Genomic DNA, 18,101 nt, shown 5'->3' with positions numbered 1-18,101 from the left:
CTCCTCCTCAGCGCATCCAGAGATTGTTCTTTTTCAGTATGTTGCGGATCGCCTGTTCGCGCCGGGGCAGGGCGGCGCGGTCGAACAGGGCGCGCGCCCTGGCGCCCTTGCCCTGGTAGACGAAACGCTTGATCGGCTCGTGCGCCTTGATCACCTTCTTGACCCTGTTGGGTGCGCAGACTGCCTCCAGCATCTCGACCACGCGGTCGTTTTCGCGCGCGTAGAGCAGCGGCAGCGTGCGCCAGTGGCAGGTGACGTCGCCATCCAGCCCCGCCAATTCGGGCCCCGGGCGCCCGCCGCCGAGGGCGTGGATCACCAAGGGCAGCGCCACCTGGTCGAGCCAGGGGTCGAGCGACTGGCAGACCAGTTCCGGGGGCGGGTCGTCGCGGATCGCGGTGGCATAGTCGAGAAAGTGTGCGCCAAAGGCCCGCGGGCAGCGGTAAAAGAACCAGCCCGCGTTGAAGTAGAGGTAGCGTTGCCAGTATTCGTCGGGCTGATCGGGGTCGAGCGAGCTTTCGAAGTCGAGGCCGAACTTGTCGTAAAGAGACCGCCAGATCGCGCCATGGCCGGGCCCATAGAGTTCGATCTGGGGCCATGTCCCCTCGCGCCGCATCGAGGCCGCGGGCCGGTCGAAATCGAAGGGGACGTCCGACAGGGCGCCGGTGACCAGCGTATCGGTGTCGAAAAACACGAAGGGGCGGCCCTCGGGCAGGGCGGCCAGCGCCTCGATCTTGTTGCCATGGGGATAGGCGGCGCCGAAGGCGCGGCTTTCGAACGGCACGATCTCGGCGCCGAACCCGGCCAGCAGGTCGCGCACGCCCGGGTCCGCGATGCGTGGGTCGCGGTCCCACAGCGGGCCGGGCTGCGGTTCGGCCACGAAAAACCGCCCTGCGAATCCCGGGTCCGCGGTGCGCAGCGAGGCGGCGAACAGCACCGCCTCGTATTGCAGCCGCCCGTCCTGGGCCACGATCACCACGTCGAAGGCACCGTTGCCGGACCCGCCCGCCGCCTGTGTCGCTGTCGTCCCGCTGGCCATGTCCGCCGGTCCCGCCCCCGTTTGCGCGCACTATAGGCGGGGGCATGGGGCTGCGAAAGCCGCTTGCGGCCTGGGCGCCGGTCCTTGTGGGGGCACGAAAGGGGGGAAGTGGTGGGCGACCCTGGAATCGAACCAGGCATGGGTCTCCCCGGCGGATTTACAGTCCGCTGCCGCACCTTGCAGCGCGTCGCCCTAAGTGGGGCGCTGGATACGCCGTGCCCCCGGACGCGTCAACAGGAAAATCCCTTGCGCCCCGCGCCCCGAATGCCCATGGTCCGCGCCAGTCCGAAAGGGGACAAGACGTGGCCAAGAAACCCACCTGGGTGATCGACAAGGAACGCGCCCGGCGGGCGGCGGCGGCGGAAACCGTGTGGCTGTTCGGGCTGCACGCGGTGCGCGACGCGCTGATGAACCCGGCGCGCGAAAAGCTGCGCCTGATCGTGACCAAGAACGCCGCCGACCGGCTGGCCGAGGCCATCACGGCGGCCGGTGTCACCCCCGAAATCAGCGATCCCCGCCGGTTCGAGGCGCCACTCGATCCGGGCGCGGTGCACCAGGGCGCCGCGCTCGAGGTGCGGCCGCTGGACTGGGGGCGGCTTGCCGATCTGTGCCGGGGCGGGCCCGGCGCGCGGGTGGTTCTGCTCGACCGTGTCACCGACCCGCATAACGTAGGCGCGATCCTGCGTTCGGCCGAGGTGTTCGGCGCCCGCGCCGTGATCGCGCCGCACCGCCATTCCGCCCCCGAAACCGGCGCGCTGGCCAAGACCGCCTCGGGTGCGCTGGAACGCCAGCCCTATCTGCGGGTGCCCAACCTGGCCCGCGCGATGGCCGATCTGAAGGACCTGGGCTACACGCTGCTGGGCCTGGACGGGGCGGCCGAGCAGACCATCGGCGCGGCGCTGTCGGGGCTGGACGCCGCGCCCGTCGGGCTGGTGCTGGGAGCCGAGGGGCCGGGCCTGCGGCCGCTGACGCGCGAGACCTGCGACCGCCTGGTGCGAATTCCCGCCGCAGGTGCGTTCGGCTCGCTCAACGTCTCGAACGCGGCCGCCGTCGCCCTATATGCGGCAACGGAACGCACAGTCTGAGGTCCCATGCCCCAGGGCATAAAGATCGCCACCTGCTGCTATTGCGGAACCCGCGCGGCGCTGACGCTGCGGGGTGAGGTGCGGCACGAACTGTCCTGTGCGGCCTGCGGTGCGCCGCTGCGCGAGATGAAGCGCCTGCCCGCGGATGCCGCCGGCAAGCCGGCCCGCCCGAGATGCACCCCGACCCGGCCCGAACCGGCCAAACCCAAGGCAAAACCCAAGGCCAAGCCGATGAAAAAGCGCCGCAAACCCCTGTGGCGCAAGGCCCTGGAAGAGGCGGTCGACCTGGTCGAGGACCTGTTCGACTGACCGCCCCCTGTGCCCGTTCGATCACAGTTCGATGATCGCCACTGGAACGCGTCCCGGTCGCGCCCTACCTTCCGTGGCAGAGGGCAGGGCCCCGGAACGGTCCTGTCCTGCTTCACTGTCCCTCGTTCCGCGACTCGCGCCCGGTGCTATCGCCCGGGCGCCTTTTTGTGGTAAGGCCGGGGCCATGGCCGCATATTCCGACGATTTCCTGAGCGAGACCCTGACCCGGGCGCGGGTGATCGCGGTGGTGGGCGTGTCGCCCAACCCGGTCAGGCCCAGCCATTACGTCGCGCGTTACCTTGGCCTGCGGGGCAAGCGGGTGATCCCGGTGAACCCGGGCCACGCGGGCAAGCGGCTGTTCGGCGAACAGGTCTATCCCGACCTCGCCGCGATTCCCGCGGATATCGCGGTCGACATGGTCGACATCTTCCGCCGCTCGGAACACGTGCCGCCCATCGTGGACGCGGCGCTGGCCCATCTGCCGGCGCTGGAGACCGTCTGGATGCAGATCGGTGTCGAGAATGCGCAGGCCGCCGCGCGGGCCGAGGCGGCGGGCAAGCGGGTGATCCAGGACCGCTGTCCCAAGATCGAGTATCAGCGCCTGTTCGGCGAACTGCGCATGGGCGGGTTCGCAACCGGGATCATCTCGTCGCGCCTGTGACGGGGCGCGCGCCGCGCTAGCGCCGCGCGGCCTTTTCGGCGATCCCGCTGGTGCCTTCGCGCCGTTCCAGTTCCGCCAGCACCTCGGCCAGCGTCACGTCGCGCGCGGCCAGCATCACCAGAAGGTGATAGAGCACGTCCGCCGCCTCTGCGGTCAGCCGTGCGCGGTCGCCCTTGACCGCCTCGATCACAGCCTCGATCGCCTCTTCGCCGAATTTCTCGGCGCATTTCTCGGGGCCCTTGGCCAGCAGCTTCGCCGTCCACGATGTTTCGGGGTCGGCGCCCTTGCGGGCGGCGACCGTCTCGGCCAGCCGCTCCAGCGCGCTCATGCCAGCCTCACGGGGATGCCGGCGGCGGCCATGTGGGCCTTGGCCTCGCCGATGGTGTAGGTGCCGAAATGAAAGATCGAGGCGGCCAAAACCGCGCTTGCGTGGCCTTCGGTGACCCCCTCGACAAGGTGATCCAGCGTGCCGACGCCGCCCGAGGCGATCACCGGCACGTCCACCGCGTCGGCGATGGCACGGGTCAGCTCCAGGTTGAAGCCCGCCTTGGTTCCGTCGCGGTCCATGCTGGTCAACAGGATCTCTCCGGCGCCCTTGGCGACCACGGTTTTCGCGAACGCGACCGCGTCGATGCCGGTGGGGCGGCGGCCGCCATGGGTGAAGATTTCCCATTTCCCCGGCGCCACGGTCTTGGCGTCGATGGCGACGACGATGCACTGGCTTCCGAAATGGTCGGCGGCCTCGCGCACCACGTCGGGATTGGCCACCGCGGCCGAGTTGAAGCTGACCTTGTCGGCGCCCGCCAGCAGCAGCGCGCGCACGTCCTCGACGCTGCGCACCCCGCCGCCCACCGTCAGCGGCATGAAGCATTGTTCCGCCGTGCGCCGCACCACGTCGAACATGGTGCCGCGATTCTCGTGCGTGGCGTGGATGTCGAGGAAACACAATTCGTCCGCCCCGGCCGCGTCATAGGCCTTGGCGGCCTCGACCGGGTCGCCGGCGTCGATCAGGTTCACGAAATTCACGCCCTTGACCACGCGGCCGTCGGCCACGTCGAGGCAGGGGATGATGCGGGTCTTGAGCATGGGGTGGCTGTCCTTTGCCGATCACGGGGTGTTTTATGGGCAAACCGGGCCAGAGGCCAGAGACTGATCGGTATGTCCGCAACCCGAAAGGAAACGTCATGTTCCGGTTCGCCCTTCCGCTTGCCGCGATGCTGACCGCCATGGCCGCAGGGCCGACCGCCGCCAGCGGTGACATCGTCAGGATCAAGTCCGCCGCCACCGTGTCCGCCACGGCGGATGCGCTGGAATCCGTCGTGGCCAAGGCCGGGGCCACGGTGTTCGCCCGAATCGACCACGGCGCGGGCGCGGCCTCGGTGGGGATGGAGATGCCCGACTCGCAGCTGGTGATCTTCGGCAATCCGCGCCTTGGGACGCCCGCGATGCAGGACGACCCGCTGGCTGGGCTGTTCCTGCCGCTCAAGGTGCTGGTCTATGCCGATGCCCGCGGCCAGACCTGGATCGCCTACGAGGAACCCGGGGAAACGCTGGACGATCTGGGCATCCCGGACGACGCGCCCTATCTCGCCAAGATGCGCGGGGCGCTGCAGAACCTGACCATGGCCGCGGCGGCGGGCGGCTGAACGCTAGCGCCCTGTCACGCGGCGCGCTGCCCAGAACCCCACGCCGCCCAGCCCCAGCCACCCCAGGACCACGGGGGCCAGCGCCGCGCCCGGCCCGCCGATCCCGGGCAGGCGCGTGACGTCGAGGCCCAGGACGAGACACGGCGCGGGTGGGCGCAGCGCGGTCGGACAGGCCGACAATTCCGTCACCGCCAGCGCCAGCAACACGTAAAGCGACAAAAGCCCCAGCGGCAGCACGTAAAGCGCGACCGCAATGCGCATCGCGTTAGCCTTTCAGTGCGGCCAGCGCCGCGCGCAGGTCCAGCGCCCCGTCATACAGCGCGCGGCCCGAGATCGCCCCGGCGATCACGCCCGTGTCGCGCAGCGCGACCAGGTCGGCCAGCGACGACACGCCGCCCGAGGCGATCACCGGGATCGACACCGCGCGGGCCAATGCTTCGGTCGCCTCGACATTCGGCCCGGCCATCGCGCCGTCGCGGTCGATATCGGTATAAATGATCGCCGCCACGCCCGCGTCCTCGAACGCGCGGGCCAGGTCGGTGGCCATCACGTCGGTTTCCTCGGCCCAGCCCTTGGTCGCCACGCGGCCCTTGCGGGCGTCGATGCCGACCGCGACCTTGCCGGGAAAGGCGCGCGCCGCCTCGCGCACCAGGTCGGGGTTTTCCACCGCCACCGTGCCCAGGATCACGCGCGCCAGCCCCTTGTCCAGCCAGCGTTCGATCGTGGCCATGTCGCGGATGCCGCCGCCCAGCTGCGCGGGCACGTCGACCGCCGCCAGGATCGCCTCGACGGCGGCGGCATTCACCGGGTGCCCGGCAAAGGCGCCGTTCAGGTCCACCAGGTGCAGCCATTCGCAGCCCGCATCGCAAAACGCGCTTGCCTGCGCCGCAGGGTCGTCGCCGAACACGGTCGCCTTGTCCATTTCGCCGCGCAACAGGCGCACGCATTGGCCGTCTTTCAGGTCGATGGCGGGATACAGGATCATGGCGCGGGGCTCCTCGGGTTGACCGGGCCGGGTTTTGCAGGATTGCGCGGCGAATGCAACGCGGCCCCGCGCCATCACATATCAGCCGATATGGCCTGTGTCGGCCAGCAGCGCCTGCAACTCCTGCCGCATCCGCGTCACCTCCTGCCGCAGCGGCACCGGCAAATCGGCCTTTTCGGCTGCCTCGAACGCCTTGATGACGGTCTCTTCGCCGCTGCGGATCTGGTCCATCGTGTTCTTGTCGATCTCGTCCAGAAGCGCGCGGGTGCCGACCACCAGCCGGTTCACATGCGCCATGAACGACCCGTCCTCGTCGGGATCGCAACCCGCCCCCAGCAGGAGGGCGGCCAGCGATCGCGCGTGGCGCCGGTGCAGGTCGCGAAAGCGGATGGCGGTGGGGCGGAACGGGGCTTCGGCCTTTTCCACCATCTTCTCGTGACCGGCCAGCACATCGACGGTGCGGGTATGGGCCGTGGCCAGCGCGTCGCGCGCGTCATCGTCCAGCGTGATCGTCGTTTCGGTCTGCATGGGGCCTCTCCTGTCGCGCGCCCTTTGGCGCATGGACGCCCTCAACGGCGCGGGCCGGGAAAGGTTCCGCACGGCTGGGCCGCATTTCGGCCGAAAAAGCGCCACGGGGGCGGGGTAGGGCGGGTCTGGATGCGGCGCAGCGGGCCGCGGCACGAACGGAGACGGCATGCCGGCACGATACCTGATCCTCGGTGCGGTTCTGTCGCTGATGGCCGCCTGGCCCGGCCCCGGCGCCATGGCCCGGGGGTGCGATCCCGACTGCCAGAAAGAGCTGCGCGAAAAGGTGCTGCGCGACCTCAAGGCGTTCAACGCCGGCGCGCGCCGGGCCTGAGCCTTAGCGCTCGATCCGCACCGTCTGCCGTAACGCGCCCGTTCCCGCGTCATAGATCAGGATGCGGTCGTCTTCGGTGACCACGGCCACCCAGTCGCGCCCGCGGGTAAAGGCCGTCGCCTGCGCCCCCTCGGGCAGCACCAGCGCCTCGGGCAGGGGCAGGGCATCGCCGCCCCCCGGCATGCGGATGACAAACAGCGCGACGATCACTAGAAAGCCTGCGATCATCGTCACCATCAGCACGGTGACCAGCACGCGCAGCAGTTTCAGGTTCGGGGGCAGGGCCTCCGGCTCCGGGGAATCGTCCATGTCCACGCCCATCTCCACGCCTCGGCGGCTGACGGTCATCATTGGCCCGAACCCGCCCGACCGCCTTGATAAGGCGCTTGCCCGCGATGTGCCAGAGGCCGAGGGGCTGACCCGGTCGCGCCTGGCCAAGCTGATCGCGGCGGGCGGCGTCACCCGCGACGGCGCGGCGCTGACCGAACCGCGCGCCCGCGTAACCGAGGGCGAGGTGATCGAGATCGCCTTTGCCGACCCCACCGAAGTCGCGACCCGGGCGCAGGCGATCCCGCTGGACGTGGTCCATGAGGATGGCGCCCTGATCGTCATCGACAAGCCCGCCGGCATGGTCGTTCACCCCGCGCCCGGTTCGCCCGACGGCACGCTGGTCAACGCGCTTCTGGCCCATTGCGGCGACAGCCTGTCGGGGATCGGGGGCGAGAAACGGCCCGGCATCGTGCACCGCATCGACAAGGAAACCAGCGGCTTGCTGGTCGTGGCCAAGACCGACAAGGCCCATGCCGCGCTCGCCGCCCAGTTCGAGGCCCACAGCGTCGAGCGGCAATATCTTGCGCTGGTCCACGGTGTGCCCGACCCGGCCGACCCGCGCCTGCGCGGCATCCAGGGCGTGGCGGTGGAACCGGGTGGCGTGATCCGCATCGCCACGCAGATCGGCCGCCACCGCACCGACCGCCAGCGCCAGGCGGTGCTGGCCTCGGGCGGGCGCCACGCGGTCACGCGGTTCCGCGTGGTCGAGGCGTTCGGCACGCCCCCCGCCGCGGCGCTGGTCGAATGCTGGCTGGAAACCGGGCGGACGCACCAGATTCGCGTCCACCTCGCCCATGCCGGCCACGGGCTGATCGGGGATCCCACCTATGGCGGGCGGCGCAAGCTGTCGGAAAGGGCACTGGGCCCCGGCGCCGTCGCGGCCGCCGCCGCCTTTGCGCGCCAAGCGCTGCACGCCGCGACGCTGGGTTTCGTCCATCCCGAGACCGGCGAGACGATGCGCTTCGCCTCGCCCCTGCCGCCCGATATGGCCGCGCTGGCCAAGGCCCTCAGGGGTTGAAACAAACGCGCAAACCTGCGTGAGCGGCTGACATGTTTACCGGAAATTTACCCGTTTTCGACGGAATCGCGCACATCATGCGTGCAACCATGTGAATCGACGTAACTTGAACCGCACGGTTCAGTTCCTAGATTCAAGGACAAGCACGAGGGAGCAACAGGGACTCAAATGAGCAACTATGCCAATCTTCCGGCCCCGTCCCCGGAACAGGGGCTGAACCGGTATCTGCAGGAAATCCGCAAGTTTCCGCTGCTGGAACCGGAAGAAGAATACATGCTGGCCAAACGCTGGGTGGACCACCAGGACACCGAGGCGGCGCACCGCATGGTCACGTCGCACCTGCGGCTGGCGGCCAAGATCGCCATGGGCTATCGCGGCTATGGCCTGCCCCAGGCCGAGGTCATCTCCGAGGCCAATGTCGGCCTGATGCAGGCGGTGAAACGGTTCGACCCGGAAAAAGGGTTCCGCCTGGCCACCTATGCCATGTGGTGGATCCGCGCTGCGATCCAGGAATACATCCTGCGGTCGTGGTCCTTGGTAAAGCTGGGCACGACCAGCGCGCAGAAAAAGCTGTTCTTCAACCTGCGCAAGGCCAAGGCCCGCATCGGCGCGCTGGAGGAGGGCGACCTGCGCCCGGAAAACGTCCAGCGCATCGCCACCGACCTGAACGTCACCGAGGACGAGGTCATCGCGATGAACCGCCGCCTGTCGGGGGGCGATGCCTCGCTGAACGCGATGGTGGGGACCGATGGCGACACCTCGACCGAATGGCAGGATTGGCTCGAGGATGAAGACGCCGACCAGGCCGAGGCCTATGCCGAGAAGGACGAACTGGAAAGCCGCCGCGCGCTGCTGGTCCAGGCGATGGACGTGTTGAACGAGCGCGAGAAGGACATCCTGCTGCAACGCCGGCTCAAGGATCAGCCGGTGACGCTCGAGGAATTGTCCGGCGTCTACGATGTCAGCCGCGAACGTATCCGCCAGATCGAGGTGCGCGCCTTTGAGAAACTGCAGAAGCGGATGACCGAACTGGCCCGCGACAAGGGAATGCTGACGCCGGCATAATCGGACAAGACGTCTAAAATTCGTCTTGTTTCGAGAGAAAAATGGACAGATTCCACACGTAGAACGGGTGTCCGAGGGGCGCCCGTTCTTGTTTTGTATGTGGTGAGTGGAATGTCTGTCGATTTTACCGAGCTGCTGACGCGGCTGGAAAGCGCGGCCCGTCGGGGCGCGTTCGACGAGTTCGAGCTGCTCTTGCGCGAGGCCGAGGCGGCGATCGCCGCGCTGCCGCCCGAGGCGCAGGCGGAGAGCGCCACCGGCCGCCGCGCCATCGCCGCGGCCCGTGACCAGCTGGTTCACAGCCCGCAGTTTTTGAAGGAAAACGAACTTTTGGGCGATGCCCTGCTCGCCGCCGAAACGCGCGGCGAAACCGGTCGCGCGCGCCGGTTGTCGGACGCGCTGTACCGGCGCGGCAAGACGATCATGGCCACCCTGCGCCACCCCGAGGACCAGGCCGAGGCGCTGTCCGGCCCCGCGCGCGCACTGTTCGCCGCAATCGCCGCGGGCGATGTCGCGGCCGCCCGCGCACACCTGGCCGGGCTGGATATCAACGCCCGCCACGGCCCGCTGGAGGAAACCGCCCTTTATCACGCGCTGTCGGTCGAACGCCGTTCGCTTGCGATGGTGCACATGCTGCTGGCCGAAGGCGCCGACCCGAATGCCGGCATGACCGAGGGCTATCGCCCGCTGCACGCTGTCGCGGCCTATCCCTGGGGTTGGGAAAGCGCGGCGACCAAGGCGCTTTTGGCCGATGCGCTGGTCGCGGCGGGGGCCGATACCGAGGCGCGGACCAATGGGTGGGGCTGGACGCCGCTGCACCGCGCCGTCCTGGAGGGCCAGGCCGACGAGCTCGAGGCGCTGTTGCGCGCGGGCGCCGATCCCAATGCGCCCTTCGACGGGCGGTCCGAACCGTGGTTCACCGCCGGCCGGCTGCCCCTTCAGATCGCCGGCCACGACACGGCCAAGGTGCGGCTTTTGCTGGAATACGGGGCCGATCCGCGGCGCCCCGACGCGCTGGGCGAGGATACCGCGACCTATCTGCGGTCGCTGATCGCCGAACATATCGCCCACCGCGCCGAAGAGGACGCCCAGCGCGAGGGGCTGGAAAGCTCGCTGGCGCTGGTCCGGGGCTGGCCGTCGCGGACCTGACGCCGATCAGGGCAGCACCGCCAGCCACAGCCACACCGTCAGGATCGAGGCCGCCGTGCCCACCAGCACCGAAGATGCCGCCACCCGCCGCGCGGCGCCGTACATGTTGGCGAAGATATAGGTGTTGACCCCCGGCGCCATCGCCGCGGTCAGCACCGCCGAGCGAAACTGCCCGGTCTCCAGCCCCAGCCGCGTGCCCATCGCCCAGGTCACCGCCGGGTGCAGCACCAGCGACACCGCGCAGGCGTACAGGATCACCCGCAAATCGCCCTCGGGCCGATAGCGCACCAGAACGCCGCCCAGCCCGAACAGCGCCGCGGGCAGCGCGGCGCGGATCATCAGGTCCAGCGCGTCGGCCAGCACCCCGGGCGTCGCCAGCCCCGACAGGTTCACCGCCATCCCCAGCGCGATCCCGATCACCAGCGCGTTGCGGAACATCGCCCGCAGGATCGCGCCCCCGGTGCGTACCAGCCCCGTGCCGCGGTTGCGCACGATCTCCATCGCGGTCAGACCCAGCCCGTAGCAGAACGGCGAATGGATCGCGATGATCGCATAGTTCGGCGCCAGCGCATCCGCCCCATAGGCCCGTTCGGTGATCGGCAGGCCCAGCAGCAGCGAGTTCGAGAACAGGCCGATGAACCCGATCGACACGCTGTCTTCCCAGCTGCGGCCAAAGATCAGCCGCGCGCCCAACAGTCCCACCACGAACCCGCCGGTGGCCCCGGCATAGAAACTGGACAACAGCCGCCAGTCAAAGCTTTGGCCCAGGTCCAGCGTGGACACCGCCCGGAACAGCAGGCAGGGGATCGCGAAATTCTGGGTGAATTTCATCAGCCCGTCGACCGCGTCCGCGCTGAACAGCCCGCGCCAGGCGGCCACATAGCCGAAGCCCATCACCAGGAAGACCGGCAGGATGACCTCGATCAGCGCCTGCATCAGGCCGGCAGGCTCAGCACCATCCCGTCATGGGCGGGGGTGACATGGGCCGGGGTTTCGGCCGCCACGGTCGCGTAATCCAGGTCGATATGCATGTTGGTCAGCACCGCGCGGGCCGGGGCCAGCCGCTCGATCCAGTCCAGCGTGCGTTCCAGGTGGAAATGCGTGGGGTGCGGGCTGCGGCGCAGCGCGTCGATCACCAGGATCTCCAGCCCCGCCAGCAAATCCAGGCTTTCGTCATAGATTTCCGACACGTCGGGCAGGTAGGCCAGCCCCGCGATGCGGAACCCCAGCGCGTCGATCGCGCCGTGGTTCACCCGGAAGGGGCTCAACGTGATGCGCCCGCCCGGCCCGTCCACATGCACCGGCCCGTCGATCGTGTGCATGTCCAGGATCGGCGGATAGGGCGACCCCTCGGGCTGGATGAAGGCATAGCCGAACCGCGCGAACAGCGCGTCCTGCGTGGCGCCATCGGCCCAGACCGGCAGGCGCTGGCGCGTGTTGAACACGATCTGGCGCAGATCGTCGATGCCGTGCACGTGGTCGGCATGCGAGTGGGTATAGACCACCGCGTCCAGCGTGCCGATGCCGGCCTGCAACAGCTGCGCGCGCAGGTCGGGCGAGGTGTCGATCAGCACCCGCGTGGTGCCCTCGGCGCCCTCGCGTTCGACCAGCATGGAACAGCGCTGGCGGCGGTTTCGCGGGTCGTCGGGGTCGCACGCCCCCCAGTGTCCGCCCAGCCGCGGCACGCCCCCCGACGAGCCGCAGCCCAGGATGGTAAAGCGCAACGCCCTGCTCACGCCGGTGCCCGCCACGCGGCGGCCTTGGAAAACAGCCGGTCAAAGTTTTCCTGCGTGCGCGCGGCAAAGTCCGGGTAATCCAGCCCGAAGAGCTCGGCGCCGACGCGGGCGGTGTGCACGGTGAACCCCGGCTCGTTGCGCTTGCCGCGATGGGGCGGGGGGGCAAGGTAGGGGGCGTCGGTTTCCACCAGGATGCGGTCCAGCGGCGCGGCGGCGAAAATGTCCCGCAACTCCTTCGACTTCGGAAAGGCCGCGATGCCCGACATCGACAGGTAGAAGCCAAGGTCCAGCGCGGCCCGGGCAAGCTCCGCCCCCGAGGAAAAGCAATGCATCACGCAGGCATAGGCGCCCGCACGGTGTTCCTCGGCCAGGATGCGGGCCATGTCCTCGTCGGCGGCGCGGGCGTGGATGATCAGTGGCAGGCCCGTCTGGCGCGCGGCCTCGATATGGAGGCGCAGGCTGTGCTGCTGCACCTCGGCGCTTTCGGCGGTGTAGTGATAATCCAGCCCCGTTTCGCCGATGCCCACGAATTTCGGGTGGCGGGCCAGCGCGACCAGCTCGTCCACCGTGACCATCGGTTCCTCGGCCGCGCTCATCGGGTGGGTGCCGGCGGCGTAGAACACCGGGTCATAGGCCTCGGCGATCTGGCGCACCTGGGGTTCGTTGCGCAGCCGGGTGCAGATCGTGACCATCCGCGTGACGCCGGCCGTGACGGCGCGGCCAACGACCTGGTCCAGCTCGTGGCCGAAATCGGGGAAATCCAGGTGGCAGTGGCTGTCGGTGATCTGGGGGGTCTGGTCGCTCATCTTGCCTCAGGCGGCCAGCCGGCCGGCCGTCTCGTCCATCCTCAGAACCGTATCAAGGATGAGCGAGGCAGGGTCAAGGTTGACGGCCCGGCCTTGCCGCGCGCGCGCCGACAGCATCTGCGCCGCCTCGGCCCAGCCACGGGCGGCGGCGGGGCCGGAGGCAAGCCGGGCCAGCATCGTGGCCTCGCCCGGCGCGGCCTCGGGGGGTGGGCTGCCCGTCGCGCCGGTGCGGGCCAGGCGGGCCAGCAACAGCTCGATCAGACGCAGCGTCAGATCGAAGCGTGCCTCGGCCTCGCGCCCCGCGGCGGCCTGGGCCAGCTTGATCGCGCGTGGCCGGTCCAGCCGCCGCTGCTCTGCGAACAGGCCCACGAGATCGGCATAAAGCGACAGCCCGTCCAGCTGCGCCAGCCGGATCGCCTCGCCGACCGACCCGCCCGACAATTCGGCCAGCGCCACGGGGTCGGCCGCCCCGTCCTGGCCCGCGGCGGCCAGCGCCCGTGCCATGTCACCGGGGGCCAGGGGCGCCAGCCGCAATTCGCGGCAGCGCGAGCGGATCGTCGGCAACAGCCGCGCGGGCTGGTGGCTGACCAGCAGAAGCGTGGCGTTCGCGGGCGGCTCTTCCAGCAGTTTCAACAGCGCGTTGGCGGCGCTTGGGTTCATCTCGTCCGCGGCATCCACGATCACCACGCGCCGCCCGCCCTCGGCCGCCGACATCCCGAAGAACCCGCGCAACCGGCGCACCTCGTCCACGGTGATGACCGATTTCAGGCGTTTTGCCTTCTCGTCCCAGGCCCGCCGGATCAGCAACAGCCCCGGTTCCGACAGCGCCGCCACCCGGTGCGCGACCGGGTGATCGGGGTCGATCGCCAGCCGGTCGGGGGCCGGGGGGGCGTCCCCGAAAAGCCCTGCGTCGCCCTCTGCGGGCTGGGCCAGCAGGAACCGCGCGATGGCCCACGCAAGCGTCGCCTTGCCCACCCCGCGCGGCCCGGTCAACAGCCAGCCATGGTGCATCCGCCCGCCCGCGACCGCCTCAAGGAACGCCGCCTCGGCCGCGTCCTGGCCGATCACGCGGGGCGTTTCGCGCGGGTGCGGGGCGCCTTCGACCCGGTCGGGTTCGGGCAGGGCGTCCTCGTCGCTCATGCCAGCACGCCGTCGATCAGCGCCGCGATTTCGGCGGCGATGGCGTCCTCGGAGCGATCGGCATCGACGACCCGGCAGCGATCTGCGAATTCGATCGCCAGGTCCAGGAACCCCGCCCGCATCCGTGCCTGCATTGCGACGCCGAAATCCTCGAACCGTTCCTCGGTGCCGTTCCGCCCCTTGGCGCGCGCCAGCCCGGTATCGGGGGCCATGTCGAGGACGAAGGTCAGGTCCGGTTCGCGCCCGATCATCAGCGCATGCAGCTTGTCGACCGTGCGCCGCAGGTCGCCCCGCGTGATCCCCTGGTAGACCCGCGTGGAATCGGCGAAACGGTCGCAGATCACCACCTTGCCCGCCTCCAGCGCCGGCCGGATCGTCTTTTCCAGGTGGTCGCGGCGGGCCGCGGTGAACAGCAATATCTCGGTTTCCGCCGACCAGCGGTCGGGCTCGCCCTCCAGCACCAGCCGGCGGATTTCCTCGGCGCCGGGGCTGCCGCCCGGTTCGCGCGTCAGGATGACGTCATGGCCGCCCGCGCGCAGATGTTCGGCCAGCCGCCGCGCCTGGGTGGACTTGCCCGACCCGTCGATGCCTTCGAAGGTGATGAAACGTGCCGGGCCACCCATATCAGAGGCCCGCGGCCTCCCGGCCAAGCCCGATCAGCACCTGCGTCGCGGTGCGCAGCCGTGGCACGAACCCGCCGCGCGCGACCGACCGTTCCGCCACCAGCGGCACGCGCAACGCTTCCATGTCGGGGCGCTCGATCACCAGTTCGCCCAGTTCCTGCCCGGCTTCGATGGGCGCCAGGATCGGGTCGCGATAGACGATCTCGGCCTGCAACTCGCCGCGCACCACCGCGGGCAGCAGGATTTCCAGGTCGTCGGGCGCGACCAGCCCCACCTGTTCGATCTCGCCCATCCAGACCTTGGCCTCGGCCAGCCGCTCGCCCTTGCGCAGAACCTCGCGCTGGACGAACTGACGGAACGCCCAGTTCACGATCCGCTCGCCTTCCTCGGCACGCTGCGCCTCGGTTTCCAGCCCGGTGATGACGAAGGTCACCCGGCGCCCGGCCTGCAACGCCGATCCCACCAGCCCATAGCCGGCCTCCTGCGTGTGCCCGGTCTTAAGGCCATCGGCGCCGATCCCCAGCTTCAACAGCGGGTTGCGGTTGAACCGGTTCTGCGGCGCGCGCCCGTCGAACCCGTATTCGGCCTCGGAGAAATAGCCGTAATATTCCGGGAACTCGTCGATCAGCCGCGTCGCGATGATGCCCAGATCCCTCACGCTCATCCGCTGGTTGGGATGCGGCCAGCCGGTGGCATTGGCAAAGGTCGAATTCTCCATCCCAAGCGCGCGGGCGCGCTCGGTCATCAGCCGCGCAAAGGCCTCTTCGGTGCCGGCCAGCCCCTCGGCCACCACCACGCAGGCATCGTTGCCCGACTGCACGATGATACCCTGGATCAGTTCCTCGACGGTGGGCCGGTCCTGTTCGGTCAGGAACATGGTCGACCCGCCCATCGCCATCGCCCGCGACGACACCGAGAACCGCGTCTCCAGCGTCACGCGCCCGTCGCGCAGCGCCTCGAACAGCATGTTCAGCGTCATCAGCTTGGACATCGAGGCCGGCGGCAGCGGTTGGTCGGCATTCTTGGACAGAAGCACCGTGTCGGTGGTCTGGTCCACCACGTAGGCCGCCGTCGCGCGGGTCTCGAACGCGGCGCGCGCGGGCGCGGCCAGCGCGGTCGCCGCGATCAGCACCAGGGTCAGCAGCAGGGTTGGTTTGCGGGTCGCCTCAGCCATGGTCGCGCGGGCCTCAGTTGGTGACGTAATAGGCATCCGTGTAGCCGAGCCCCTTGACCTTCTCAAGCAGCGCCGACCGGTCCGAGCGGGTCGTCGCCGGCCCGACCACCACGCGCCAGAACGGTTTGCCGTCGCGTTGCTGGCCCAGGACCGTCGGCACGACGCCGCCCTTGCGCAGTTTCTCGGCCACGTCCTCGGCATAGTCTTCCACGTTGAAGATGCCGATCTGGATGAACGGCTTGTCCAGCGCCGCGGCCCGGGGGGCGGCGGCGGCGGCCGGGGCGGGCGCCGCCGCAGTGCGGGACGCCGCGGTCTCGCCGGGGATGTCCACGGTGCCGGGCGGCGGGGCGGCCACGTCGCCGGGTGCCATCCTGGGCGCACGCACCGGTGCCGGGGCGGGGGCGGCCCGCGGCCGGGGCGGGGGCGGCGTCGCGCCCGGCACCTTGCGCGCCTCGGCGGCCTCGATCGCGGCCGCGGCAGCGGCCAGCGGCGCGGCCTCGGGGGCCGGCTTGGGTTCGCTCCGGGCCTCGGTTTTGGGCTTGGGCGGCGGGGCGGCGGGAATCTCTTCGCGTCGCAGCGCCACGACGCGCAGCTCGGTCGGCTTGCCGGCCAGCAGCTCCAGCGCCGCCGCCGCGTCCGAGGAAACCTGCAGCCTGGGCCCCGGCATCTCGCGTTCGCGGCGGAACAGGGCGCCGACGATGGACTTGCCGTTCTCGGTGTTGCGGATCATCACCCGTTCGGGGTTCTTCGTGTCGGGATGGGCGATCCAGACCCCCCCAAGCGAGGGCCGGCCGTCCCACAGCCCGGGTTCGGTGGTGGCGAACACCTCGGGGGCCTCGACCTCGCGCTCGACCAGCCCGGGCGCGGTGCCGACCTCTGCGGTCTCGTCGCCCGCCGGCGCCCGCGCAAGACCTGCGAACGGCCCGCCAGTCTGGCACCCCGCCACCAGCGCCGCCGCCCCCAAAGCCAAGGCCAGCCGCCCGATCCGGTTTCCCGTCATGCCTTGCCCCCTCGATCCGCGCGGGTGCCCCCGCGTCGCGTGTTTTCGCTCGCCTTCGGCGGGCGCCCGGGCGCTGACTGGCCCGTACTGCTCTGCCTCGCCGATGGGTTGCATGATAGCGGGCGGCAGGGGGCATGGAAAGGCTCGTGCCGGGGCGCCGTTGAAAATCGGCATGTCGGCGCTTTCAGAATCGAGGCCGCGCCACTAAGCCTATGTCCCGGCCCGGAGGAGTGGCAGAGTGGTCGAATGCACCGGTCTTGAAAACCGGCGTGGGTTCACGCCCACCGTGGGTTCGAATCCCACCTCCTCCGCCACTTGCCCTCGCGAAAGCGTTCTCCCGATCCGGCTGCGGCCGGATTTTTCCGTTGTTTTCGAGGGTTATGCGGGAGGGGCTGAGCACTGGCCCCTAAGCTAGGAGGCCCTAAAGCGGTCTCTGTGGGCCGATATTCTCCGGACCTGATGACTGCGCCGATTTGGTGAATTTCTGCTAAGCTATTGAAGGCATAAGATTTAAACTGCCATTCGCTGAACACTTCGATTTCAGAGACAAGTACCGTGTCGGAACTGAAATCGAACGCGTTCCCATTTGCGACCAGTGCCAAAGTTCAGCGGTTGCACTACCATGCCTTGATCTTCTTGGTGGTCTTGTCGAACCGCGCGAAGCTCTGGCCTGTCTGAAGGTTCGTAAGATTGGCGCCTTTGCCGACGACGCACGCTGCCGCCCCTGGCTTAGCGTTCGTCGCAAATGCTGCGACCAATCCCATGTTGTCGAGGAACTCGTCGTCTTCGCCGGAGAAATCGTCCGGCGATTGCGAAACCAGCATCACCGCGCCACCCTTCGAGCGGACCAGGCGGGACAAGGATGGAAGCCTGGTGCCAAGTATCTGGTGCGCCTCATCGATCATGCAGAGAATGCGTAGACCCCGCGCGCCATCCGGGCTTGTCTCGGCATCGACAAGTCCGTTGAGGTGCTGATCGAGCGCGTCCAGAAGCAGGTTCACCACGATAGACAGCCAACCCGGCGCACATGAAGTCCAATGCCGACGTGGACTTCGAGATTGCCGAAGCGGACATGGAAGCGCTGAAGGCCATCGATGCGCGGGACTGCGGCGACGCAAGCGTTTTCCCCGTCTGCAGCGGCGCCGCGTAACAAGGACGTGCATGGGCGCCGCGGTTCGCCGGGGCGCCTCTGCAATTTTTCCGGCGATATCAACTGAACCGGCTTTCACCGCCTGCGTTTTCATATATTTCAAGTACTTGTGCCGGAGAGCGTTGGACCCCAGTCCCATCCCCTCCGTCATCATCCCTGTTGCGAGCACGGTCAGCCGATTTGTGCGACAGGGGCCCGAAACTGCCGAAATGCGCAATCTTTTTGCGCCGGCGGCCCCGGGGAAACAGGTCGACCGCCGGCGCCGCACCGCCCGCGGAACGCCAAAGGTCGGCGGCTCCGCCCGCAGCGTGACATGAACGCGGTCAGGACCG

24 protein-coding genes and 2 tRNA genes are annotated in these 18,101 nt (G+C 69.2%); 10 read left to right on the top strand and 16 right to left on the bottom strand.

The genetic code is table 11. The features are described from left to right. Window positions 1–7: 7 nt before the first annotated feature. Both EV662_RS05460 and EV662_RS19460 read right to left on the bottom strand, forming a co-directional pair. The gene (locus EV662_RS05460) at window positions 8–1,036 is read right to left on the bottom strand and encodes a hypothetical protein (RefSeq protein WP_132461119.1); all 1,029 of its coding nucleotides are present in this window, start codon (window positions 1,034–1,036) and stop codon (window positions 8–10) included. A 109-nt stretch (window positions 1,037–1,145) separates the two neighbouring features. Continuing rightward, window positions 1,146–1,229: transfer RNA gene (locus tag EV662_RS19460), tRNA-Tyr, on the bottom strand. Window positions 1,230–1,338: 109 nt separating this feature from the next. Between EV662_RS19460 and rlmB the strand changes: the two genes are divergently transcribed. The 3 genes from rlmB to EV662_RS05445 all read left to right on the top strand — a co-directional run bounded on the left by rlmB (window position 1,339) and on the right by EV662_RS05445 (window position 3,091). Next, complete coding sequence (gene rlmB / locus EV662_RS05455) at window positions 1,339–2,121, top strand: 23S rRNA (guanosine(2251)-2'-O)-methyltransferase RlmB (RefSeq protein ID WP_165915529.1); 783 nt, start codon at window positions 1,339–1,341, stop codon at window positions 2,119–2,121. A 6-nt stretch (window positions 2,122–2,127) separates the two neighbouring features. Next, complete coding sequence (locus tag EV662_RS05450; protein ID WP_132461117.1) at window positions 2,128–2,430, top strand: hypothetical protein; 303 nt, start codon at window positions 2,128–2,130, stop codon at window positions 2,428–2,430. A 184-nt stretch (window positions 2,431–2,614) separates the two neighbouring features. After that, the gene (locus EV662_RS05445) at window positions 2,615–3,091 is read left to right on the top strand and encodes a CoA-binding protein (protein WP_132461116.1); all 477 of its coding nucleotides are present in this window, start codon (window positions 2,615–2,617) and stop codon (window positions 3,089–3,091) included. A 16-nt stretch (window positions 3,092–3,107) separates the two neighbouring features. Here EV662_RS05445 and EV662_RS05440 read toward each other — a convergent pair whose 3' ends face one another. Both EV662_RS05440 and hisF read right to left on the bottom strand, forming a co-directional pair. Next, window positions 3,108–3,419 (bottom strand): phosphoribosyl-ATP diphosphatase, encoded by a 312-nt coding sequence (locus EV662_RS05440; protein WP_132461115.1) that lies wholly within the window; start codon window positions 3,417–3,419, stop codon window positions 3,108–3,110. Further along, entirely contained in the window at window positions 3,416–4,177 is a 762-nt protein-coding gene (gene hisF / locus EV662_RS05435; RefSeq protein WP_132461114.1) for an imidazole glycerol phosphate synthase subunit HisF, read from the bottom strand. The genes EV662_RS05440 and hisF overlap by 4 nt, the downstream gene beginning before the upstream one ends. 98 nt (window positions 4,178–4,275) lie before the next feature. Between hisF and EV662_RS05430 the strand changes: the two genes are divergently transcribed. Beyond that, the gene (locus EV662_RS05430) at window positions 4,276–4,737 is read left to right on the top strand and encodes a DUF302 domain-containing protein (RefSeq protein WP_132461113.1); all 462 of its coding nucleotides are present in this window, start codon (window positions 4,276–4,278) and stop codon (window positions 4,735–4,737) included. 3 nt (window positions 4,738–4,740) lie between these two features. On the opposite strand, the gene EV662_RS05425 is transcribed toward EV662_RS05430, so the two are convergent. The 3 genes from EV662_RS05425 to EV662_RS05415 form a co-directional block, all read right to left on the bottom strand. Continuing rightward, window positions 4,741–4,998 (bottom strand): hypothetical protein, encoded by a 258-nt coding sequence (locus EV662_RS05425; protein ID WP_132461112.1) that lies wholly within the window; start codon window positions 4,996–4,998, stop codon window positions 4,741–4,743. Between the two features lie 4 nt (window positions 4,999–5,002). Continuing rightward, complete coding sequence (hisA, locus tag EV662_RS05420) at window positions 5,003–5,722, bottom strand: 1-(5-phosphoribosyl)-5-[(5-phosphoribosylamino)methylideneamino]imidazole-4-carboxamide isomerase (protein ID WP_132461111.1); 720 nt, start codon at window positions 5,720–5,722, stop codon at window positions 5,003–5,005. Between the two features lie 81 nt (window positions 5,723–5,803). Then, window positions 5,804–6,250 carry a DUF2383 domain-containing protein gene (locus EV662_RS05415; protein ID WP_132461110.1) on the bottom strand — a complete coding sequence of 149 codons (447 nt, stop codon included), beginning with the start codon at window positions 6,248–6,250 and terminating at the stop codon, window positions 5,804–5,806. A gap of 166 nt (window positions 6,251–6,416) precedes the next feature. Between EV662_RS05415 and EV662_RS19455 the strand changes: the two genes are divergently transcribed. Further along, entirely contained in the window at window positions 6,417–6,581 is a 165-nt protein-coding gene (locus tag EV662_RS19455) for a hypothetical protein (RefSeq protein WP_165915528.1), read from the top strand. 3 nt (window positions 6,582–6,584) lie between these two features. Here EV662_RS19455 and EV662_RS05410 read toward each other — a convergent pair whose 3' ends face one another. Continuing rightward, entirely contained in the window at window positions 6,585–6,890 is a 306-nt protein-coding gene (locus tag EV662_RS05410) for a DUF6476 family protein (protein WP_132461109.1), read from the bottom strand. Here EV662_RS05410 and EV662_RS05405 point away from each other — a divergent pair. The 3 genes from EV662_RS05405 (at window position 6,889) to EV662_RS05395 (ending at window position 10,140) form a co-directional block, all read left to right on the top strand. Then, window positions 6,889–7,929 carry an RluA family pseudouridine synthase gene (locus EV662_RS05405; protein ID WP_132461108.1) on the top strand — a complete coding sequence of 347 codons (1,041 nt, stop codon included), beginning with the start codon at window positions 6,889–6,891 and terminating at the stop codon, window positions 7,927–7,929. The two genes, EV662_RS05410 and EV662_RS05405, sit on opposite strands and share 2 nt — an antisense overlap. 168 nt (window positions 7,930–8,097) lie before the next feature. Next, window positions 8,098–8,994, top strand: coding sequence for an RNA polymerase sigma factor RpoH (gene rpoH / locus EV662_RS05400; RefSeq protein ID WP_132461107.1), 897 nt, complete (start codon window positions 8,098–8,100; stop codon window positions 8,992–8,994). A 111-nt stretch (window positions 8,995–9,105) separates the two neighbouring features. Next, on the top strand, window positions 9,106–10,140 hold the full coding sequence (locus EV662_RS05395; RefSeq protein ID WP_132461106.1) for an ankyrin repeat domain-containing protein: 1,035 nt from the start codon (window positions 9,106–9,108) through the stop codon (window positions 10,138–10,140). 6 nt (window positions 10,141–10,146) lie between these two features. Here the strand turns inward: EV662_RS05395 and EV662_RS05390 are convergent, their stop codons facing one another. The 7 genes from EV662_RS05390 to EV662_RS05360 are packed head-to-tail and all read right to left on the bottom strand — an operon-like array spanning window position 10,147 to window position 16,619. Then, window positions 10,147–11,076 carry an AEC family transporter gene (locus EV662_RS05390; RefSeq protein ID WP_132461105.1) on the bottom strand — a complete coding sequence of 310 codons (930 nt, stop codon included), beginning with the start codon at window positions 11,074–11,076 and terminating at the stop codon, window positions 10,147–10,149. Further along, on the bottom strand, window positions 11,076–11,876 hold the full coding sequence (locus EV662_RS05385) for an MBL fold metallo-hydrolase (protein WP_132461104.1): 801 nt from the start codon (window positions 11,874–11,876) through the stop codon (window positions 11,076–11,078). The genes EV662_RS05390 and EV662_RS05385 overlap by 1 nt, the downstream gene beginning before the upstream one ends. Further along, window positions 11,873–12,682 (bottom strand): TatD family hydrolase, encoded by an 810-nt coding sequence (locus EV662_RS05380; RefSeq protein WP_132461103.1) that lies wholly within the window; start codon window positions 12,680–12,682, stop codon window positions 11,873–11,875. The genes EV662_RS05385 and EV662_RS05380 overlap by 4 nt, the downstream gene beginning before the upstream one ends. Window positions 12,683–12,688: 6 nt before the next feature. Then, window positions 12,689–13,822: a DNA polymerase III subunit delta' gene (locus EV662_RS05375; protein WP_132461102.1), complete on the bottom strand. Its 1,134-nt coding sequence runs from the start codon at window positions 13,820–13,822 to the stop codon at window positions 12,689–12,691. Then, window positions 13,819–14,445, bottom strand: a complete 627-nt coding sequence (gene tmk, locus EV662_RS05370; protein WP_132461101.1) for a dTMP kinase — start codon at window positions 14,443–14,445, stop codon at window positions 13,819–13,821. The genes EV662_RS05375 and tmk overlap by 4 nt, the downstream gene beginning before the upstream one ends. Window position 14,446: 1 nt before the next feature. Next, window positions 14,447–15,619 carry a D-alanyl-D-alanine carboxypeptidase family protein gene (locus EV662_RS05365; RefSeq protein WP_132461100.1) on the bottom strand — a complete coding sequence of 391 codons (1,173 nt, stop codon included), beginning with the start codon at window positions 15,617–15,619 and terminating at the stop codon, window positions 14,447–14,449. 13 nt (window positions 15,620–15,632) lie between these two features. Next, the gene (locus EV662_RS05360; protein WP_132461099.1) at window positions 15,633–16,619 is read right to left on the bottom strand and encodes an SPOR domain-containing protein; all 987 of its coding nucleotides are present in this window, start codon (window positions 16,617–16,619) and stop codon (window positions 15,633–15,635) included. Window positions 16,620–16,843: 224 nt separating this feature from the next. Here EV662_RS05360 and EV662_RS05355 point away from each other — a divergent pair. After that, window positions 16,844–16,933 (top strand) — tRNA-Ser (locus tag EV662_RS05355). A gap of 303 nt (window positions 16,934–17,236) precedes the next feature. Here the strand turns inward: EV662_RS05355 and EV662_RS05350 are convergent. Next, on the bottom strand, window positions 17,237–17,623 hold the full coding sequence (locus EV662_RS05350; RefSeq protein ID WP_165915500.1) for a hypothetical protein: 387 nt from the start codon (window positions 17,621–17,623) through the stop codon (window positions 17,237–17,239). A gap of 23 nt (window positions 17,624–17,646) precedes the next feature. Here EV662_RS05350 and EV662_RS20015 point away from each other — a divergent pair, with 23 nt between their 5' ends. After that, the gene (locus EV662_RS20015; RefSeq protein ID WP_279533231.1) at window positions 17,647–17,769 is read left to right on the top strand and encodes a hypothetical protein; all 123 of its coding nucleotides are present in this window, start codon (window positions 17,647–17,649) and stop codon (window positions 17,767–17,769) included. Window positions 17,770–18,101: the final 332 nt, after the last annotated feature.

It is taken from the genome of Rhodovulum marinum, from assembly GCF_004343075.1.
Classification (GTDB): domain Bacteria; phylum Pseudomonadota; class Alphaproteobacteria; order Rhodobacterales; family Rhodobacteraceae; genus Rhodovulum; species Rhodovulum marinum.
Note: the sequence above shows the minus strand (reverse complement) of the source record. Positions and strands in the feature narration are given on the sequence as shown.